Consider the following 21,979-nt stretch of genomic DNA (forward strand, 5'->3'; position numbering starts at 1 on the left):
GATTGATTTTCTCAATCTTATTAATTATATTTCATTTTTTCGTAAAGTTCTCATAGTTTTGTTTCGTATTTTGAACTTTGTTTTGGTTTGTAATATTTAACGTTTTTAATCTCATTTGGTAAGTACTGTTGTTCGACCCAATCATTGTGATAATTATGGGCATATTTATACCCAATTCCATGCCCTAATTTCTTAGCTGATTGGTAATGAGTATCCTTTAAGTGGTCGGGAATATTATAAACCATCCCATTTTCCACATCATTAATTGCTTTTGTTGTTGCAAGATAGGCAGAGTTAGATTTTTCACTTAAACTCATTTCAATGATCGCTAACCCTAAGGGAATAATGCCTTCTGGAGCCCCAATTTGACGAAAAGCATTGGTTGCTTGCAACACATGCATTGGAACATTGGGATTAGCTAAACCAATGTCTTCATAAGCAATAATCACCATGCGACGCATTAAAGTTTCAAAATCCCCAATCTTTACTAATCTGGCAAAATAATGTAAAGCCGCATCAACATCACTGCCCCGAATTGATTTTTGCAAAGCTGATTTTAAATCATGAAAATCATCCCCATATCCAGTGCCTTTAATTTTGGCCAACGGAATCATTTGACTAATAAAATCTAAAGTAATTTCTTGATCAGGGTATAAATTAATTAAAAGTTCTAAATGATTAATCACACTTCTTAAATCTCCGACCCCCATCTGACATAGATATTGTAAAGCTTCATCAGTGATGTTAATTTTCAAACGTTTCGTTTTAATTAAGTTTTGAAAAAAATTAAACATTTCAGCATTATTAATTGGTTCAATTTTAATAATTGTCGCACGTGAATGAATCGCTGGGTTAATCACAAAGAAAGGATTTTCAGTGGTGGTGAAAAAGACAATTAAATTGCCTTTTTCCATATGCTCTAATAATAGATCTTGTTTATCTTTGTTCATGCGATGAATTTCATCAATGATTAAAATAAACGGCTGATCATCATTGGTTTTGTCAATAATTTTGGCCAGTTTTTCTTTCTTGTCATAACTGGCATTAAAAAGGTCATAATCAAGATTTAAATCTTTGGCAATTGCTAAGGCAAGACTGGTTTTCCCAGTTCCTGGAGGACCATAAAAAATCAATGAAGTGGCAAATTGCTTCTCAATCATTTTGGCAATAATCCCATTTTCGGAAAGGATTTTTTCTTGACCAACAATGTCTTTAACAGAGTTAGGTCGTAAGAGAAAGGCTAACGGTTTATTCATAATTTCCTCCAAATAAAAAACTAGGTAATTTACCTAGTTATTTTACTATAATTAAGCTGTTAATTGACTTCCAAACACTTCTTGAAATGTTTGTTCATACTTTTCAATTCCCTTAATTTCTAAGACTGCTTTAACTTCATCTGGAACATCATCAAGATCTTTCATGTTTTTCATTGGGATTAAAATCTTTTTCAATCCACTTCTAGCAGCAGAAATTGATTTTTCTCTTAATCCACCAATTGGTAACACAATTCCTCTTAAAGTAATTTCCCCAGTCATTCCAATATCTTTTGAAACTGGACGATTTGATAAAGCTGAGATAATGGCTGTGGCGATTGTTACCCCAGCACTTGGTCCGTCTTTAGGCACAGCCCCTTCTGGAACGTGAATATGAACATCATTGTTGGCAAAAATATCTTTATCAATCCCAAATTTTTCATAGTTTGCATGAACATAGTCAAAGGCAATTGATGCTGATTCTTTCATCACATCTCCAAGTTTTCCAGTCAAGGTTAGTGTTCCTTTTCCTGGGAAATAGTTCACTTCAATTGGGAGAATATCTCCTCCAAATTGAGTGTAAGCAAGACCTGTGACCACTCCAACTGCATTTTCTTCTTCTTTATCAGTATGTTCAAATAAACGTTTTCCTAAGTAATCATGAATGATTGCTTTGTCAACTTTAATCGCAGTCACTTCTTGATTTAATAATTTAACAATGAATTTACGAGCAATTGCTTGAATACAACGTTCTAATTGACGAACTCCAGCTTCACGAGTGTAAAACTTAATTAACTCTTCTAAACCTTCATCTGTAAATTCTAATTCTTCAGGGGTTAATGAGTGATTTTTTAAGACTTTTTCGACTAAGTAATCTTTGGCAATATGCATTTTTTCGATTTCTGTATAACTTGATAGATTAATAATTTCCATACGGTCATACAATGCTTCAGGAATGTTTTCCAAGTAGTTAGCAGTTGCAATAAACATTACATCTCCCAAATCATAAGGTTCTTCAATGTAGTGATCACTAAATTCTTGGTTTTGTTCTGGATCTAAAACCTCTAACATCGCAGCAGCTGGATCTCCTCTTTGATCTGAAGTCATTTTATCGATTTCATCTAATAAAAATAATGGGTTTTTAACTTTGGCACGTTTCATTGTTTGAATAATTCGTCCCGGCATTGAACCAACATAAGTTTTACGGTGTCCACGAATTTCAGCTTCATCTCTCACTCCACCTAAAGAAACTTTAACAAAGTTTCTTCCAATGGCTTCAGCAATTGATTTCGCAAGCGAAGTTTTACCAACTCCCGGAGGACCAACTAAAGTAATAATTTGTCCTTTTAAATCATTGGTTTTTTGTTTCACAGCTAGATATTCAATAATACGATCTTTAACTTTTTTTAAACCATAGTGGTGTTTGTTCAACACTTCAGTCGCGAATTTTAAATCTTCAATATCATCAGTTTTTTCTCATCATGGAATTGACATCATTCAATCAATGTAGTTTCTTTCGACATTGACTTCAGCACTCATCCCTTGCATTGATTCCATTTTACTGATTGAGGCAAGAATTTTATCTTTGATTGCTTTAGGAAATGGTTCATTTTCTAAACGATTACGGTATTTTTGAATCACATCGCCATCACTATCATCTCCAAGTTCATCTTTAATAGTTCTTAGTTTTTCACGTAAATAATATTCACGTTGTTGTTTATCCATACGGTCTTTGATTTTACGTGAAATATCATTTTCAACTTCAGTTGAATTTTCAAGTTTAACAGCTGGAGTTTTAAAAGTATCAATTAAAAATTGAAGACGTTTTAACGGATCATGTTCGATTAAAGCAACTGCTTTTTGTTCATTGCTTAAAGTTGGAATTATATTCACAAGACTATCAACAACAGTGCTGAATAATGCGATATTTGGGTTCGCTAAAAAGTCATCAACTTGCTTTGGCAACGGACTTAAATGTGGTTTAATTTTAGTCATTAAAGCAATTGCTTGATCTTTGTTTTTTTCTGTGATTGATGAAGAAGTATCTGGAATTTTAACAGTTACTAAATTAATTGGACTGTTCGGTTCGATCTCTTCAACGGCTGCACGACTAATTGCATTCAAAGTAATGGTTAATGTTCCATCTTTTCATCTTTTAGCAATATCAATTGTGGCAATTGTACCAACTTCATAAGTATCTGAAATTTCAGGTTCATCAATGGTTGAATCCTTTTGAACTAAAACAAGAATTTTTGAATTATATTCTTTAATTGCTGCTTCAATAGCAAATTTAGAGTGTGCTCTTCCGACTTCTAATGTTTGTTGTGTGCCTGGGTATGCAAACACACCTCTAGTAATTAAGACAGGAAGTTTATTTTTTTGGCTCATAATTTTTTGTTCTCCTTTTTGATACAAAAATATAATATCATATTTTTTAGCACTTATTGCTTTAAAGTGCTAAAAAAGCCTTTTTAGGCTTTTCCGTTGTTATCAAATAAGAAGTTAGTTAACAATTCTGCTTCTAATTCTTTTGAAACTTGTTCAGCTGGTAAGATTTGTTTAACATAATCTTCTTCAACGCCGAAATTTTTAGCTAATTCAACATATTTTTGGTCAATTTGCTCTGGGGTTGGGGTAATGTTTTCTTTATTTTTGATTTCATTGCGCACTAGGTAAGTTTGTAAATTTAATTTAGCATCTTCACTAATTTCAGCTTCGATCATTTCATCAGTTAAGCCTGTTGCTTTTTTGTAATCTTTTAAAGTCAATCCTTTGCGAATAACTTGGTCTTCAAAGTCTTTTTTCAGTTCTTTGATTTGATGTTCGATTGCTGATTTTGGGAATTCAATGACTGAATCTTTAATAATTTCATCAATAATTTCTCCAACAAATTGTTGTTTAGTTTGAGTTTGCTTTTGAGTTAAAATATCGTTTTTGATTTTCTTTTTAAAATCAGCAATCGTTTTAATATCTGGTAGATTTAAATCTTTAACTAATTCATCATCTGCAGCTGGTAGAATTCTTTGAGTAATTTCATGCACATTTAGTTCAAAAATTGCTTCTTTACCTTGTAATTCTTCATTGTATCCTTGTGGGAAAGTTACTTTAATTTTTGCTTCCCCAATTCCAAGTCCAATCATTGAGTCTTCAAAACCAGGAATGAATTCTTTTGATCCAATCACTAATTTGTGGTTTTTTAATTCTCCACCCTTAAATGCTACATCATCAATAAATCCTTTAAAGTCAAATAAAACTGAATCACCTTTTTGAATTTTTTCATTTTTTTCACGAATTTTTTCCATTACGAAACGGTCTTGGTAACGAGTTATAACATCATTGATTTCTTCTTCTGTTACATCGTTTTTTGGTTTTTCAACAGTTGTAATGTTTGTATATTTTCCAATTTTAATTTCAGGTTTTAAATCAAAAGTAAAATCAATGACTAATTCTTTGGTGTCAATTTTAACTGGGTTTGGGGCCGGGCTTGACATTGGTTCGATGGTTGGTTTTTGCTCTCATGCAAAATCAAAAGCTGGTTTAATCGCAATTCTATAAGCTGTTTTATAAATATTTGCTTGCGTTAAATGTTTTTTAACTTCTGATTCTGGGGCTTTACCTTTTCTAAAACCAGGAATTTCTAATTCAGTTTTAGCACGGTTTTCCGCTTTTTTAAGGGTGTTTGTTCACTCTGCTCCATCAATGGTTACAGTTCATTTACCTAACCCTTTTTCTGTTAATTTTTCTTCTTTAAATTTCATAATTTCCTCTAATTTTAATTTCTACTATATGCAATCGCAATATTTTTTGGTTTCAGGTTTAATGTTTGTTGGGCTGCTTGTTCAATATTTTGATTAACTTTTTTTTCATTCACATGCGTGGTTAAAATCCCTTTTGGCAAAACAATTTTGACCAAAATGTATAATAAATTATCATGTGTAATTTCAGTTTGAATTTCAACATTGACGATTTCTTTTGGTAATGAAGTTTTAGCTGCATTTAATAATAATTTATTAAAGGCAGCTAATCGCATATCCAACGATCCCCTAGAATTTTTTTCAATTGCTATATACATAAACTCACCTATTGTGCACGTCCGGCATATTTGCCATCAACTGTGTTGACAATCACAACAGTTCCTTCTGTGACAAATAATGGAACTTGAATTTCTCAACCAGTTTCAACAGTGGCTTTTTTTTGTGCCCCACTTGTTGTGTCACCTTTAACTGCAGCTTCTGCTTCAATAATTTTCAATTCAACTTTATCTGGAAGTGCAACTCCAAGAATTTCACCTTCATATTCAGTCATTTTAATCATTAATCCATCAGTTAAAAAGTTTTTTTCTCAATCAAGATTTTTCATTGGTATTTGAACTTGGTCGTATGTTCCAACATCCATTAAATATGCATCATTACCATCATTGTATAAATATTGCATTTCTTTACGTTCAATCATTGCTTTATCAACTTTATCTCCACCTGTGAAAGTCATTTCAGTACGACTTCCACTTCTTAAGTTTTTGACTTTGACTGTTACTTTGCCTTGTTGGCGACCAGTTTTAGAAAACGATTGGTCAATGACAACATAAATATTATTTTCATATAAAAATGTTGTTCCAGGTCTTAAATCATTAACGTTCATAAACCCTCCTTTTTTCTTTTAACACTTTAATTATTATAAACTATCTCTCTTGATTTAGGAATCAGAAAATATCAAATTATAAAAAATAAATTCGACAAATTCCAATCTTGATCATCCTCATTGATGCTCTTGTTTGGTGAGATTATTTGTCGAATTTATTTTTTTAGGGCTTTTTATTTTTGGTCTTTTTCATGCATTATCTTTTGCAGACAATTTTCTTTTTCGTCTAAGATTTGATAATCAAAATCATTTGGATTTTGATTTTTGAAAAAATCAGGATGTTGAATTTGTCTTTCAATAAATTTTTTAAATGATTTTGTATTTAAACCAACATAGACAACAACCCCAATTACAGCTGACACACCTAATTGAATTGAGTTGACAATTGTTTTTCAAATCGCAGTTGATGAAGCAGCATCAGATCCGATATTCATAAAATATCAATACAATCCATAAAGTAAAACAAAGGAAGCTGAAATCGGAATTGCCCCATATGGGGTGATGAATTTACTTAGTACTTTACAAACCACATACATTAAAATATGAATTGCGATTGAAGCTGGAATGTAATGAAAAACCCCAGCAATAATATCTAATAACATTGGATAAATCATGCCAGCAATAAACATCATTGGTCCAGGAATGATACAAACTAATCCTAAAAACAATCCATCTGATGCCTGAAATCGAGCACTACTAATATCAAATAACATCGTTGTTAATCCGAACGCCACTAACAATCCGGTGATCACTGCTGTTTGAGCAAGATATTTAATTTTTTTAAAATAACTAAACCAGTTAATTGTTCAATTAATCATTTGCCATCACCTCATTTTTTGTTGTTTGATGATTCATGATAATCAACACGATATTATTTAAATTTTGTTTTTTGATTTGATTTTTTAACAATTTAATCAACCCCTCTCTTGTTGCATTATTACCCTTAAAATTGATATTTTAAACATTTCCGCGTAAAAAAAGCTTTTGCTTTGAGAAAAATTATTTAAAAAATAAAGGTAACAATCTATGATGATTATAGCTTTCAAAAGTGTTTTTGTGTCAAATTATTTTTATTTTTTCCAATAATGAGTGATTAAAGTGGAAAAAATTCTACAAATTATCTGCTTTTTAGGAAGTTAGGAATTTGTAGAATTTTTGATTTTTTAATATTAATTTGGTGTTGGTTCGGTTGGTGGTTTTTCAGGATCTTTGTTTTTTAAAGTTGGTGTTTCTGGTTCAATTTTAGTTGGTTCATCTTGATTTGGTTTCTTTGCCAAATTCGGATTTGGCATTTGATTTTCAATAAAACGTTTAAATGATTTTCTATTTAAAGCGAAGAAAATCACTAACCCAATCAAGACTGAAAATCCATATTGAACTGCATCCACAACTAGTTCAGTCATCGCATTTGCATCGCCTGTTCCTGTATTTAAACCTAGTAAATATGCATATAGAACATAAATAAAAATCAATAATGCAGAGATTGGAATTGCTCCATATCCAGTGATTACTTTACCCAACATTTTACAAGCAACAAAGATTAAAACATGCACAAGAATTGAAACGGGAATAAAAAGAAATCCGCCACTGATCAGATCTAAAAGCATCGGATAAATAATTCCGGCCACTAACATCATTGGCCCGGGAATAATACAAATTAAACCTAAAAATAATCCATCTGCAATTTGAAAAATAATTCCATTAATTTGAAAATGAAATCATGTTGTTGTCAAACCAAGAGCCACCAACAAAGCAGTTATCACTGCTGTTTGGGCAATATATTTAATTTTTTTGAAGTAACTTAACCATGTAATTATTAAAATAATCATTAAAACCTCCATTTATATAGATTCATTTACAGCATTAAAGGCACTTTGATGCTGTTTAATTTTTGAAGTTTAAGACTAAGATTTTGATTTAACTAAAAACCAGAATCAGTTAATCGACTTCAATATAATTGTATGCTTCAATTCAGGTTTGGTTTTAAAAATTTAAAATTTTTTATTTTGATTTGTTTTATTAATCCTTTTGATTATTTTTTTGGGCTAATTTGGTTAAGTAATCACCAAACATAACACCATTTTCAATTTCTTGACTGTTCATCGCAAAAACACCAGCATTGCTTGGGTTTTTGCCTTGTTTTTGAATGACTAATATTTTAATTAGACCACTCCCTGTTTGGACAATAATTCCTTCTTTATCAAAATAAAGAATTTCACCGGGAAAGTGCACTTTGCGATTCAAGGGAAAAAGATCATTATCTGTTAATAATCTTGCTTGATGGATTTTAAATCGCACATCATTGATGTTTGTAAACGCATTGGGAATTGGGGCTAATGCTCGAATCTGGTTATGAATTTCAAAAGCACTTTGTTCTCAATTAATTCTTTCTTCTTCGCTTGAAATATTTTTACAAAATGTCGCTTGTGTTTCATCTTGGTCAATTGGAGGGAGTTTATTTTCACCAATCAAACTTAAAGTTTCTTGAATTAATAAAGCTCCAGCTTGACCCATTTTTTTAAATAAAGTTCCGCTATCATCACTTGGTTCAATGCTCACTTTTTTTTGAGCAAAATAAGGACCTGCATCCATTCTTTTAACCATTCGCATTAAACTCATTCCCGTTTGGGTTTCTCCATTTCAAATTGCATATTGAATTGGAGCTCCACCACGATATTTTGGTAATAAACTTCCATGTAAATTTAATGGTTCAATTTTAGCTAAATTTAAAATTTTTTCAGGAATAAATTGACCATAAGCACAAGTAATAATAAAGTCGGGATTTGCTTGTTTGATCACTTCAAAATCATCAATAATTTTTTGTGGTTGAATGATTTTTAAATCATTTTCTAAAGCAATTTGTTTAACTGGTGGGGGCAACAATTCTTTTTTGCGCCCGACTAATTTGTCTGGCTGACAAATTACAAGCGTTAAATTCACTTCTTGCATTTGGATTAATTGTTTCAGAATTGTTGCCCCAATTTCTGGTGTACCACAAAAAACAACATTATATTTTTTCATGTTTTTGACCCTCTTCAAATATTTCTTTGACCTTCTGTAAAATGACAACCATCGCTAAAGTATCTCGCCCACAATATGCTAATAAATCTGGATAAATATTTTCTTTTCATTGTTTTGTATCAATAAAACCATCCATATATTCTCTAAATGTTTGACTCGCTTTATCACCTTTATTAATTGTCAAATCTTCATAAGTAAAATCTGCTGCTAATGCTGGTTGCGTTTTTTTGATTGAATAACTTCCATTGAACAATGGATGATAAACAATATACCAATCACGTTCACCTTTTTTACCTTTAAAAAAGTTCATTAAATCAATTGTGTTTTGCACAATGTACATCAAAGGTTTGGCAACTTGGGGAAACAAAAACGCTAAACGTTTTAACACCATTTGTTCAAATGCTTTGTTATACGCGACATAAACGCCTTGATTATAACTAAAAATATCTTTTAAAAAACGATAAATAAATTCTGGACGTGGGTCGATTTGAACATTGGCTAAAAATTCTCGATGTTCCATTGTGCTTGGTTTTTGATAATCAAATTGATCATTTAAAATTACATCCATTGAGTATTGAAATGGAGTTTGATAATAACTATTAATTTTATTAAAGCGGGGAATTGCTCATTTAGCTGTTTCAAAATCATACATAATCACTGGATATTGTTCATAGCTTTTTAATTCTTCACCAACTTGAAAATGATTGGTAATAATATTATTTCAATCAAAATTCTTGGGGTCTTTGGCATATTCTTTATACACATCAAAATGAATAAAGTGTTGAGGTTGAAAAAAGGGTTTATTTGGATCGGTTCTTAATTGTAAATCTAAGTGATTCAAAGATTTAATTTCATCCAAGTAAATTTGTCCAGTTTCTAAATAAGCATAAGCTTTATGATGGGCTGTAAAATTTGATGAACCCGTAAAATTAAAAATCGTTTCACGAGTTTTATCAAATCACGGCATCACATGATTACAAGCAATATTTGTGGTACTAAAACTTGCGAAATTAAAACCTTGTTTTGGAAAATGTTTCATTAACATTTCACAAATTGGTTGTTTAAAATAGGCCGAAATTTGGTGTTGATCATAGGCCATTAAATTTGTTAATTGAACCATTAAATGATCTAAATTACCATCCTTTTTAAAATCATTATACAAGCTCATAAAGGTCACATTTTTTTTATATTCTTCATCAATAATTAAAAAGTTTGCATATTCACTTTTATCTAAAATTTCGTTATCCTCTGGCGGAATTTTAAATGGTTGAAGTTCGTCAACAATTGCTTTTGCTTCATCAAAAGCAATTGGTAAAATTTTACTTTCTCATTCTTTGATCATTTTTTTAAAAATTAATCCTTCAGGATTTTCAACACCACGAATATATGTGCGATCAATATGTCCTAAAAATAAATTATCAACAATAAATCCAAGTTTTTCTAAAACTCAAGCTTGATACACTAAATCAAAAAAGTGGGGAGCTTTAAGTTCACCAACGGCTTTAAACTCAATAATTTCAACATGTTTGTTTGGTTTAAGTTTTAAAACGTCACAACGTACTTTGAAATTTTCTTGATCATAACTAAAAGCTGGTTCAAATAAATAAGCATAATCATCATAATGATTTTCTAATAATGCTCGGGTTTTAGCTTCTGCAGTTTGGAATTTATCAATCGAAAAATCTTCAATCAGTTTGGTATTTTTATTTTCTTTGGCATTAATTTGGGCATATAAATCATGAGCCGCTTCCCCAATCGCATTTCCATCCTCAATTTGCTCACCTGCAAATTGAGCAAGATCAAAACCATCATCATCAGTTCAAGCTTGATTAAAACTATTGACCATCTTTTGTTCATCATCATTTAAATTCTTCTTTTGTGATAATTCGTAAATTTCAAAAAGATTAATGGCTTTGCCATCACTTTCAAAATCAGCTTCGGTTTCAATTTTATCTTTACTCATATATTCAAAAATTTGATCGCGTCTTAAATTAACTGCAATTTTAAAATTATCTAAAGAGTGCCAAATTCAAGCACTTTTTCCACATTCAGTTAAAGCAGTTTTAAAATCCTCTTTACTTAGATTTGTTTTGTATATTTTTTCCATCTTCAATTCCCTTTCTTTAATTATATAAAAAACAAAACCTAATTAAAGGTTTTGTCAATAAAGGGTCTGAAATTTCAATAAAGAAATTAATCTCGAATTATAATCTCAAATTCACCAGTCAGAATTAATGATTGCGGATTTGCCTTAATAGTAATTGAACCAGCAGCACTTGAATCACCTTGAACTGTATAATCTGTGTAAGCTTGGGCTTTGGGTGTTGTCGGAACTCTTTTTCTAATTGTGGTTTTAATCAGATCATAGATTACATACATGGGAGTATCTGTATCCATATAAATATTATCAATATTTCCAAGATCAAATTTTTTGATATTAGTTTTAAATTCACCAGTTATTTTTGTTGATTCAGGCAATGCTGTAACATAAACATAAGAAGTGTAATTTGTTTCACTAATTACTTCATAATCCACGTCCACTTTAGTTCCTGCAATTTTCGCATCAATACCTTCTTTCACTCTTTGTAAAACAAGGGCTTTTGAATCTCCCACAGTAAATTCTTCAAGAGTAATTTGACTAATATCTACTTTACTCATTGAAACAACCTTTTTTGGGATTTTTGTTAACTTTAAACATTTTTTTATCCTTTCTACGAATTATTGTTAAATTTTCTAATTTTATCAATTTGCAATTTATTATTTTATTTTTTGTTTTTGAAATCATGATTTTAAATTTAATAAATTTAATTGTCTTCCTTCAAAAAAGTCTCAGATAATTCTTGTTTTTATTGTAAAGATTTTTTTCTCTTCAATCTTAAAAAGAGGTGAAGAGAAAAAAATTATTTTATGTAGTGTCACTTTTTTTGTAACACTTATATTCGAAAAAGACAAATAAAAAACAAAACCTGTTAAGGTTTTGTAAATAAAGAACTTGGATATTTATTCATGGTTTCGTTCTTGGGACACCAATATTTATTTTAATTAAATCAAATAGATTTAGTTCAATTTTAAAATGGTGTCCTTAAGTTAATGCATTCTTTTTAATGATGTGTCATAAAAAAATAAATAAAATCTTATTTTAAATGTTCAGTATGTTGCCTCCGATTCAACTAGTTTACTGTTTTACTCAAAAATTGGGATTTACCAACATCACTGTAAATATGATTTTCTATTGGATTAAGTTCCATTTCTAATCGTCTTGAATAAGGAGTCATAGCCTCGACGGTGTACTTAATTTCAACACCTGGTATCTCTGTTTTACTTCCAGTAACAATTGTGTGTCCATTAGGTAGTCGATCCCACTCATGGAATCCACGTCCAAAACGAGTTCAAAAATTACGTCCATCATTTAAATATTTTATAGATTCGAATTCCTTTACCATAGGATTTATGGCATCTAAATATTCTTGAATATGTATCGCTTCGTATTTAATTTCAATTTTGTTTGTTTGTTTTGATTTAGCCCCTTTGTATATACCATTAGCAGTTGGAATGAAAGTAACTTGAAATGAACCAGGTCTCCATTGTTTTGGTTCTTCATATTTTTTTTCAATGTGAACATCGTTAACAATAGGAGTTTTATAGTTATTGGCTTCTAAACGCTTTTGCACTTGTTCTGCATTTTTGAATGCTGACTCAATTGCTTTTTCAAAAAAAGCTTGAAGATCACCTCTAATTGAATTCTGACTTGATTGTTTTGAATTAGCTTCTTTGTATTTGCCATTTGGTTCTGGAATAAAATCCACATAAAACAAACCAGGACTGTCTGGAGCAGAAGCTTTTATGTATGTTGGTTTAATTTTTACATCTTGAATTTTAATTTGTCCATTGTTGTTTTGCTTTACATATTCTTCAGCTTCTTTTTCTGTTTTTATATTATTAGCTCTTCGTAGTTCTTTTTCAATTGCCTTTTCAAAAAAGATTTGATGGTCATATTCAAATGTATTTTTCTTTGAAGGGTCTGACAAAGCTCCTTGATATTTTCCACCAGGTTTTGGGCTAAAAACTACATAAAATGAACCTTGTGTTTCTAGAGTTGGTTTTATGTAAAATATCTCAATTTTGACATCTGTTATTTTGTCTGGTTTGAAATCATTTATATAATCTTCGGCTTGTTTTTGGGTTTTGATTTCATTTGCATGTTTTTTTTCAAAAGCAATTTTATCATTAAATTCTGCTTGAATTCCAGGATCTTCAAATTTAATGATATTTAAATTTGAAGAGCGTGGAGCAGCTTCGCGATAAATTCCAGTTGGCGTTGGATTGAAAGCAGCTTGAAATGTACTTGTAGCATTAGGAAGAGGTGTTGTGTAAGCATTGGTAATGTCAACATCTTTAATGTTTGGTTTTTCATAATGGTCAGCGGCTGAACGGGTTTTAATTTCATTGGCATAATTAAGTTCTTCAGCAATTGCTGCTTCAAATGCTGTTTGAACATCATATTCAATAACATTATTGGATGAACCAATTGGTCATGCACCACTATATTTTTCATTAGCAGTTGGTGTAAAAATCACTTGGAATAAACCTTTGTTTGTTGAAGTTGGAGATGTGTAATTTAATGCAATGTCAACATGTTCAATTTTAATTTCACCATTATCAAAAGTCTTTTTGTAATGATCAGCTTGTTTTTGAGTTGTTATTTGATTTGCTTGCTCAAGTTCTTTTTTAATTGCGTTTTGAAAAAGCAATTGTTCATTTTTTGTTGGATTACCACAAGCAACAACACTTGTAGCACTCCCTGCTAGCATTGATACACTGCCTAATAATATTAATAATTTTTTCATAATGTTTTATACCTCCTTTAAAATGGTTTTAAATTTTATTAATTTTTCGTGTGTTTTCTTCTTTTTCATTATCATATTTCGAATCAATACAGTATTTAATAACATTGCCGTTATTAGTGATGTATGTCATTGTTTTTAAATAATTCATTTTTGTTTTGAATTCCTTATATTGGTTTTCATTATCAAAATCGATTGTAATTCTTTTTTTGATCATTTTTTTCCTCCTTAATTTTATTTTTATTTTTTAGCAATCAATGTAAAATCAAACTTGCTATCATCAAATTTACCTGTTTCAAAATCACCAAATTTGATTTTGAATAAGTCATTTTTAAGTTCCAATTGTAAAGTTGTTCATGAAACATCTTGACTGCTTTTTACACGTAATCCGGGTTCCAGTTTATCTCTTTCTGCAAGTCAAAACGATCTCTCATTGTCATTATTGTTTGAAGATTTTTGACTATAATCTAAACTAAAAGTTGATGTCCCAACTAATTGACTTATAAAATGTTCTTCTTTCATTTTTTTAACAGTACCATTACCATCATCAATGTTTAAATTTAAACCATCTGTAATAAGTTTAGAATTGGGTTTATCTTTAATGAAAGTTTTATCTGATGGTAAATTTTTTCAGTAATTTCAAATGTTGAAATTTTTGTCAATTTCTTGACCTTTTTCATCAAGTGGTTTACCCGTCATATAGAACAATAATCCTTTTTGACCCATAATAGAAGTTGAATTTAGCTCATCAATATCAGTTGGTTTAATTCCATAGAAGCGGTGGAAAACATCTAAACTTTTTTTAGCACCATTATGATATGCTTTAAAAATTTGACCATTAACATCATTTTCATGTGTTGATTTTTTATCAACAGAAACTGCTATGTCAATATTAATATCATTCAAGTTTTGACTATAACCATTAGATAGGTGAAATTGAATTCCTTTAAATGTAACTAATTCATGATTTGCAATTGTTGGTTTGATATGAAAATTATTTGAATTTTCAGTTTCAATTGATGCATGTTTAATAACTTCATCATACTCTTGGTCAAACTTATCCAAATATGCATTCTTTTGCGTTTTAAACGCAGTTTTTAAATCCTCATATAAAGGATCGCTAGTAATAGTTGTAGTAGTACCTAAATATAGTTTTTGTCTTTCAATTTCTTTAGCATCAATGATGCCAGCTTCACTTCCTTGTAAAGTTGTCAGTTTTACATCTTTCAATTTCAATGAACCTATTTGACTGGTGTTTGACAAACTTCTAATTACATCATTTGAATCTTTTAATGATATATGAGTGGATTTTAGGATTGAATTATTAGATTTGTCAAAATATTTTGTTTTAATTTCTTTTTGAAGATTTTGAATTAAATTTTTTGTATAGTATGAGTTTAATGCAGTTTCATATTTTTTGGTTTTTCCACCAACTATATCTTCAGCAGAAGCTCCATTTAAAGAGTTTTTATCAATTCATACTAAATCACTACCGTCTTTCATTAAATCAGCAGCTAAACTTTTTTGAACTTTTTTAATAGTTTCAATAATAACCCCATCATCAGAAATAGTGATTGAAACTCTTGTTTTTAATTCTTTATTTACTTTTTGGTTTTCATAATCAAGATAACTATATTTAGCAGAATAATCTAATTCAATATTTGCTAAGAATTTATTTTTGGTTTCTTCACCATCAAGTGTTGTAAAGTTTAATTTGGCATTTTTATAGTCAAATTTAATATCTTCAATTCATGCATTACCCAATGACCCAATTAATACTTGATACATTTGTTGCCTAATTGATTTTTTCATTTCACTCATCATCTTGATTGGGCTTAAAATAGTTTCAACACTTTTTACAAATCTTTGTTGTTCTACACCATCTAAATGTTTTTCATAAAATGTTTTGTGTCCCCCATTAGTTGGGTTATCACTTCTTGGTTCTAAATTAATTATTGATGAAGGAGATTGTGATGCTTTGTTATAAATTCTTTCTAAATTTTCACGGCTGAAAAAATTAATGTCAATGTTGTTAGTTTCACTATCTACAAGATTGGCTTTATTACTCATTGGCGAAGCAACTTGCTGAATTCATTTACTTGTAACTTCATTTTCAAAATTTTTAATTAAAGCATTGATTTCATCTTTTCCTTGATCTGGTTTAGGTTTTTCTCCAGTGTTTGGGTTTTTAATTCCACTACCACAAGAAATAACCGTTGCACTAATAGTTGTAATTAACGAGACAGTACTTAGTAATGTTAATAATTTTTTCATTGTTTTAAATTTTTAACACCTAAAGCAAATTTTACAAATAAGAAAATAATGCTTTTTTCTTAATGTGTTTTAGTTGTTAAATTTTCCTTTCTTTTTTATTTTTTTAATGCATTTATATAATTCGTTTTGATAATTTTTGTAAATTAAAAGGTTATTTATAATTAATTCTTTAATTATAAAATTTCATCTTTTTTATCAAATATAGTATCTAAAACAGTTTCTAGATCATTCGTTTTTAAATAACGTTGATCATTACGCTTATTGACTTCTCTGATTAATTTAGATTTCATTTCCTCTAATTTTTTATCAGAAACTAAATTTTCAGTTTTCTTATCTAAAGCAGAAATAATGTCTAAATATTCTAAAAATTCTGCTTTTAAATTACTTAATTCTTTTTGAATTTTAGCTTCATTTTGAGTTTTTTCTTGATTTAATAATCAACGACTAGTTTCAATATCTTCTTTAGTAGATTTGATAATTTCGTCTTTAAATTCATCGAATTTTTCATTTGATACAAATAAATTATTTTGTTGATTTAAAGTTTTAAGTTCATTTTGTAAATTTGAAATGGTGTTTTTAAATTCGTCGAATTGTGTATTTGAAACAAATAGATCGGTTTGTTGATTTAGATTTTCGATACCTTCTTTAGTAGATTTAATAATTTCATTTTTAAATTCGTCGAATTGTGTATTTGAGACAAATGAATTGTTTTGTTGATTTAAAGTTTCGAGTTCATTTTGTAAATTTGAAAATTCATTTTCAAATTCATTAAATTTTGCTTTTGGTACAAATGAATTATTTTCCTCAGTCAAGGTTTTAATGTCATTATTCAAATTTAAAATTTCATCTTCAACATCTTGTATTTCTGAATTAATGTTTTTAAATCGATCTTCTAAATTCATCGAATCTAAGAATTCTTTTTTAAATACTTCTAAATCTGAAGTTTTAATAGAATTAGATATTTCGCTTTTCAATTTTTCAATATTTTCTTGAGTTGCAGAATAATGCGATTCTAATAGATCTATCGTTTTTTTGATATCCTTGTTATGAATTTTAATTTCTTTATCGATGTCTTTTTGTAAGCTTTCTTTAAAAGTGCTAAAAGCTTTTTTGATATTATTTGTTAATTCATTTTCAAGTTTTTTGGTTAATACATCATTGGCTTCTTTAGCTTTTAAATTGAATAAATCTAGTTCCTTTAACAAATTACTATGTTGTTGTTTTAAGTTGATATCAAGATATTCTTTTAATGCCTTCTCATTATCAGATAAGGAATTAAGTGAGGAATCTAACAAATATTTTTCTTTCAACTTTTCTCAAACTTGTTCTTTAAACTTTTCTTTACTTGGATTAGTTGAAGGTTGAGATGATGTTTTAGAAATATTATCTGTATTAGTTTGAACAGTATGTTCAGGTTTTTTAACTAATTCAGTGATCATTTTTTCTAAGTTGTTGATTTTATCGTTAAAAAGATTTGCTATTTTACTTAAATCGTCTGTATTTTTTGGTTGGGGTTTTGGTTCTTTTTCTGATTCTTTTGGTGAATTCATGTGAATCTCCTTGTTCATTTTGGGTTTTATATACTCTTTTTAGTGTTTTTATTAACTAAAGTTGTGTATTGTTGTTGTTTGTAATTCAATTCAAAATTGTTATTTATGTTTATTTGAAGTTTTGTTTAATCTATTTCTAATTTCATCAATTCGATTTTGAAGAATTTGATTTTCATTACAATTTAATTTAATTGTTGCAGTTTGAGCTTCATTAATTTCAGAAATGTTTTGAGCAGTTGAAACTTTTGTGACTTTTGGCAATTTTGGAACCTTTGAAGTTGGTAAAACCTTTGGTGTATCTACAACTTTGTCAATTTTGGAAACTTTTTTTGCATTAACTACTTTTGATTGCGATTTTTGTTTTGGTTTGGATTGTGTTTTTGGTTGGGATTGCGTTTTTGGTTTAGATTGCAATTTTTGTACAAGTTCCGCTTTTGCTTTTGCTTGTAATTTTGCTAAATTACTTTCTTTTTCTTGTTGTAAAAGTATAGAGTCAATATCGGCTTCATCAGTGTCGTTAAAATATCCGTTTTCTTTTAAATTAGTAACTAAAGTTATTAATGAATCTAAATCGTTTTCTTGATCAAAAATTTGATTTAGAATTTGTTCATTTGGGTTTTCTTCTTGTTGTTCTAAATTAATATCTTTTGATTCATCAGACAGCTGTACATCATCAATTGATGGAACATTTTCGACATACACTTGACCAGCATTGTTTTCCAATTTGAAAATTGGTGCATATTTAGGAATGTGTGGTTGTTCTTTATCTTTGAGGGCTTTTTGAATTTCGTCAATATTAATTTGTTGAGAAGTGACAGTTTTGACTTTAATATTCACTGAATTTAAAATTCCTAAATCATTAAAAGTTTGATGTTTTTTTAAACCGATAATAATGCTATCTTCATTTGGTTTGGGTTGAAAAGTGAGAATATCATTTTCGTTTAAAATTTTTTCAACTAATTCTAAATCGACATTTTGTTCAAAATAGACTTTGATTTTTTTGTATAATCCTAATTCTTTTTTAGTCCCAGCAAATAATAATTGTCCTCTTTCTAAAATAATAAAGTTGTCAATATTGTCATAAACTTCATTAATGTTATGAACAACTAAAATAATTGTGCAATTAGTTGTGGCAATAAATTCGTTCATAATGTCATAAGTTTTATTACGTCAATTTGAATCTAAGTTGGAACCTGGTTCATCTAAAATCATAATTTCAGGTTCTTTAATAAAACATATAATTAGATTCATCCGATTTTTCATTCCTCATGAAAAATCTCTTAAAGCTTTATCTTTGGATGTTCATAAATCAAATTTTTTTAATCAATATTCAATTCTATCTTTGGCAAGATTTTGATCAATTCCCATAACGTTGCAAATATTACTTAAAAAGGCATATGCAGAAATAGGATACAAGGAGAAATCCATTTGGGTATAAAACCCAATTTTAGAATTAATTTCAATCGAATTAAATTTTTTGCGATCTTTACCTGTAATATAAATATTTCCTTTATAACTTAAAGTAGCACCTAATAATGAATTGATAAAAACACTTTTTCCCGAACCACTACTACCTAAAATTGCATTAATTTTACCTTTCTCAATTTCAAATGAAAAAGGACCAATATTAATGTCTTTAAATTTTTTATGAAAATTCCTTACGACAATTTCATATTTATTTAAATCTTGTACTTCTTTGATGTTTGTTTTTCTTATCATTTTAATTCCTCCTTATCTATTAAATGAATTTTGATAAAAATTTGGCTTTTGATCTAAAAGAGCTAATTTTATCACTTAAATTTTTATAATTTTGCTAAATACACAACTATTTTTTTCCAATTAATGTGTATGTCATATTTCCAGAATTGTGGCATGTAGCTCAATCATTTTTATTGAATCTTTCTCCAATTTTGATATTAAATAAGTCATTTCTAATAGTAAATTCAATGGATTGTCTATATTGAGGCCCAGCTGCTGGCATTAACACAAGCCCAGGTTTAAGATCTTTTGGTTTTTCATCTATTTTATATGTATTTAAATTGTCTCAACCTTGTGGATTTGTTTGTTTTCATTGAAAATCAAATTCAGAAGATCCGATTAATTTGCTAAATAAATATTCGTTTCAAATTTGTTTAGCGTTTTCTACTGCAGAATTCACTCGTAAATTTAAAGCCTGATTAAAAATTGATTTTCCTAATGGTTCACGTTTTCCGTTTAAAAAACTTTGTTTTTCAGGGATTTTTGCTCAATAATCTCAAATGTTAAAGTTTTTTATAGCTTCAATTTCTTTACCATTTTCATCAAGAGGTTTTCCTGTCATATTAAACACTAAAGCTTTTTGTCTTTCAGGGGTTAAATTGTCAATCTCAGCTTTTGAGATTCCGTAAAATCTATGAAATACATCTAAATTATGTTTAATACCTTTGTAGTATGCTGCAAATGCATGTCCCTCAACTGTTTCTTCTTTCATCGAAGTTTTATCAACTGCAAGAGCTAAGTCGATTGAAATTGGATTTAATTCTTGTTTATACCCATTTGGTGTAATAAAACTCATACCTTGAATTTTCACTTGTTCATGTTTAACAATAGTTTTTTGTAGGTCCGACATATTTGCTGGTTCTTTAGTATCACCACTAGCATCTTTAACAACTTTGCTGTAATCTTCTGTTATAAATTTTGATGTATATGATTTTTTACTGTTTTCAAATGTCTTTTTTAAATCATTATATAAAGTTTTATTTTGTGCCTTAGTTCCATCAACTAAGGTTTTTTCAGCTCATCCACCAAGTCCTGGTGTTGATACACCAACATTACCTAAATATACTTGTTGTCTTTCTAGTTCTCCAGCTTGAATGACACCGTTTTGACCGTTTGGTTGGTTGTAGAATTTAGTCATTTTGATTGTTTTTAAATTCATTGCCCCTAATCGACTTTTTTCTAACATGTCCTTATCACCAATTGGTTTAATTGAGTTGGCGATTGGTTCAATATTTTTTAAAATTGGACTTTCACTTTTTCTAAAGTAATCTTCAACAATTTTTTTTGGAAGATCAGCACTTAATTTATCCTTGTAATATTTTGCTAATGCAGCTTTATATTTATTGTTATTACCACCAATAATATCAGCATCTGTTATTTCTGGATAGGTACTTTTTAAACTATTTTGATCAATTCACACTAAAGGATTTCCACTCTTCATTAAGTTACCGGCTAAAGTTTTATGAACATCATTAATAGTTTCAATAAAGACTTGGTCATCAGAAATTATAATTCTAATTTTTCCACTTAAGTTTACTGATTGAACTGCATCTTCAGCATCATTATATTTATATTTACTTGAGTAATCTAAAGTAATATTTGCTATAAATTTTTCTTCAGCTCTAAGTGTTGGATTATTTACATATTGGATTTGTGCATTTTGGTAATCGAATTTAATATCTTCAATTCAATTATTTTGAAACTTACCAAGTATTATTTGATAAGTTTGCATACTAATTGCACTTTTTAATGTTTTCATTTTTGTAATTGGGTCTAGTAGATTTTCGATGTTATTTCGAAAAGCTGTATTATTACCTTCAGTTAAAATTGAGAAAAAATTAAATGTATTTTCTTCATCTTTTACATTGTTAAAATCAACTACTGCTTGATCTAATATTTTTTTTGCTCCTTGTGCTGAAGCTTCTTCTGCAACTGCAATCGCTTTATCAATTGCTGCTTGCAAAATATTTTTAGCACTTTGTGGTTTATTTACACCAACTTTTAAAGCTTGTTCTGCGGTGGTAATTGATATTTTTAATTCTTCTAAGTTTGAAGATCTTGTTGAAATTTGCTCACTAGAAAGATCACTAAATGTTGTAATTATTGCTTTTGCAGAAACTATATTTGTTGCAATTTTTGGTTCATCAGGAGAATCATAAAATTTTTGAATTTCTTCCACTAATTTCTTTTTATTTGCTTCAGCACCAGTTGGATTACTCAATTGTTCTTCGGCCTTTTCAATTGCTGTTTGTAGCGCATCAAATGCTACTTGAGTTTTGTTACCTTTTACAATTGCTTTAGCTTCGACAATTTTTGCATTCAAAGCACTTAAATCATAAACTTCTTTTAGATTTCTTTTGGTGAAAAAAGAGTACTCGTTAGCTACGGCTTCTTCTGCAAAAAAACCTGCTTTATAAGTCATTGGCCTTGAAATTTCATCATTTCATTTAGATGCTACTTCATTTTTTAATTTCTCAATCAAGGCTCTGGTTTCTTCTTTTGCATCAGGGACTGCTACTGGTGGTTTTTTATCTTTATCACCACCACAAGCAACAACTGTGGCACTAGTGGCTGCAACTAATGAAATTGCACCTAGTAATGTTAATAATTTTTTCATTTTTAAATTCCTTTTCTTTTTTAT

Annotated in this window: 16 protein-coding genes; all 16 read right to left on the bottom strand. The window is 29.2% G+C overall.

The features are described 5' to 3' along the window. Positions 1 to 20 precede the first annotated feature (20 nt). The 16 genes from ELUMI_RS03345 to ELUMI_RS03420 all read right to left on the bottom strand — a co-directional run bounded on the left by ELUMI_RS03345 (position 21) and on the right by ELUMI_RS03420 (position 21,955). Positions 21 to 1,256 (bottom strand): replication-associated recombination protein A, encoded by a 1,236-nt coding sequence (locus ELUMI_RS03345; protein WP_025734175.1) that lies wholly within the window; start codon positions 1,254 to 1,256, stop codon positions 21 to 23. Positions 1,257 to 1,307: 51 nt separating this feature from the next. After that, the gene (gene lon / locus ELUMI_RS03350; RefSeq protein WP_025734174.1) at positions 1,308 to 3,641 is read right to left on the bottom strand and encodes an endopeptidase La; all 2,334 of its coding nucleotides are present in this window, start codon (positions 3,639 to 3,641) and stop codon (positions 1,308 to 1,310) included. Between the two features lie 83 nt (positions 3,642 to 3,724). Beyond that, positions 3,725 to 5,011, bottom strand: coding sequence for a trigger factor (tig, locus tag ELUMI_RS03355; RefSeq protein WP_025734173.1), 1,287 nt, complete (start codon positions 5,009 to 5,011; stop codon positions 3,725 to 3,727). 14 nt (positions 5,012 to 5,025) lie between these two features. Continuing rightward, a complete protein-coding gene (locus tag ELUMI_RS03360) occupies positions 5,026 to 5,325 on the bottom strand; it encodes an MMB_0454 family protein (protein ID WP_025734172.1) in 300 nt (99 codons plus the stop codon). An 8-nt stretch (positions 5,326 to 5,333) separates the two neighbouring features. Then, positions 5,334 to 5,891: an elongation factor P gene (gene efp / locus ELUMI_RS03365; RefSeq protein ID WP_025734171.1), complete on the bottom strand. Its 558-nt coding sequence runs from the start codon at positions 5,889 to 5,891 to the stop codon at positions 5,334 to 5,336. A 173-nt stretch (positions 5,892 to 6,064) separates the two neighbouring features. Continuing rightward, positions 6,065 to 6,709 carry an ECF transporter S component family protein gene (locus ELUMI_RS03370; RefSeq protein ID WP_025734170.1) on the bottom strand — a complete coding sequence of 215 codons (645 nt, stop codon included), beginning with the start codon at positions 6,707 to 6,709 and terminating at the stop codon, positions 6,065 to 6,067. Positions 6,710 to 7,060: 351 nt separating this feature from the next. Next, positions 7,061 to 7,720, bottom strand: a complete 660-nt coding sequence (locus ELUMI_RS03375) for an ECF transporter S component family protein (protein ID WP_051449460.1) — start codon at positions 7,718 to 7,720, stop codon at positions 7,061 to 7,063. A gap of 190 nt (positions 7,721 to 7,910) precedes the next feature. Next, positions 7,911 to 8,912, bottom strand: coding sequence for a methionyl-tRNA formyltransferase (fmt, locus tag ELUMI_RS03380; RefSeq protein ID WP_025734168.1), 1,002 nt, complete (start codon positions 8,910 to 8,912; stop codon positions 7,911 to 7,913). Continuing rightward, positions 8,899 to 11,019 (bottom strand): DUF2779 domain-containing protein, encoded by a 2,121-nt coding sequence (locus ELUMI_RS03385; protein WP_025734167.1) that lies wholly within the window; start codon positions 11,017 to 11,019, stop codon positions 8,899 to 8,901. The genes fmt and ELUMI_RS03385 overlap by 14 nt, the downstream gene beginning before the upstream one ends. Positions 11,020 to 11,105: 86 nt before the next feature. After that, positions 11,106 to 11,570: a hypothetical protein gene (locus ELUMI_RS03390; protein ID WP_025734166.1), complete on the bottom strand. Its 465-nt coding sequence runs from the start codon at positions 11,568 to 11,570 to the stop codon at positions 11,106 to 11,108. Between the two features lie 512 nt (positions 11,571 to 12,082). Continuing rightward, a complete protein-coding gene (locus tag ELUMI_RS03395; RefSeq protein ID WP_025734165.1) occupies positions 12,083 to 13,759 on the bottom strand; it encodes a lipoprotein in 1,677 nt (558 codons plus the stop codon). 28 nt (positions 13,760 to 13,787) lie between these two features. Further along, on the bottom strand, positions 13,788 to 13,973 hold the full coding sequence (locus tag ELUMI_RS03400; protein WP_025734164.1) for a hypothetical protein: 186 nt from the start codon (positions 13,971 to 13,973) through the stop codon (positions 13,788 to 13,790). Positions 13,974 to 13,996: 23 nt separating this feature from the next. Next, on the bottom strand, positions 13,997 to 16,030 hold the full coding sequence (locus ELUMI_RS03405; RefSeq protein WP_025734163.1) for a lipoprotein: 2,034 nt from the start codon (positions 16,028 to 16,030) through the stop codon (positions 13,997 to 13,999). Positions 16,031 to 16,203: 173 nt separating this feature from the next. Further along, on the bottom strand, positions 16,204 to 17,580 hold the full coding sequence (locus ELUMI_RS03410) for a hypothetical protein (RefSeq protein ID WP_025734162.1): 1,377 nt from the start codon (positions 17,578 to 17,580) through the stop codon (positions 16,204 to 16,206). A gap of 99 nt (positions 17,581 to 17,679) precedes the next feature. Next, a complete protein-coding gene (locus tag ELUMI_RS03415) occupies positions 17,680 to 19,299 on the bottom strand; it encodes an ABC transporter ATP-binding protein (protein WP_025734161.1) in 1,620 nt (539 codons plus the stop codon). A 106-nt stretch (positions 19,300 to 19,405) separates the two neighbouring features. Continuing rightward, positions 19,406 to 21,955 (bottom strand): lipoprotein, encoded by a 2,550-nt coding sequence (locus ELUMI_RS03420; RefSeq protein ID WP_025734160.1) that lies wholly within the window; start codon positions 21,953 to 21,955, stop codon positions 19,406 to 19,408. Positions 21,956 to 21,979 lie beyond the last annotated feature (24 nt).

The sequence above is a fragment of the Williamsoniiplasma luminosum genome (genome assembly GCF_002803985.1).
GTDB classification, from domain to species: domain Bacteria; phylum Bacillota_I; class Bacilli_A; order Mycoplasmatales; family Mycoplasmataceae; genus Williamsoniiplasma; species Williamsoniiplasma luminosum.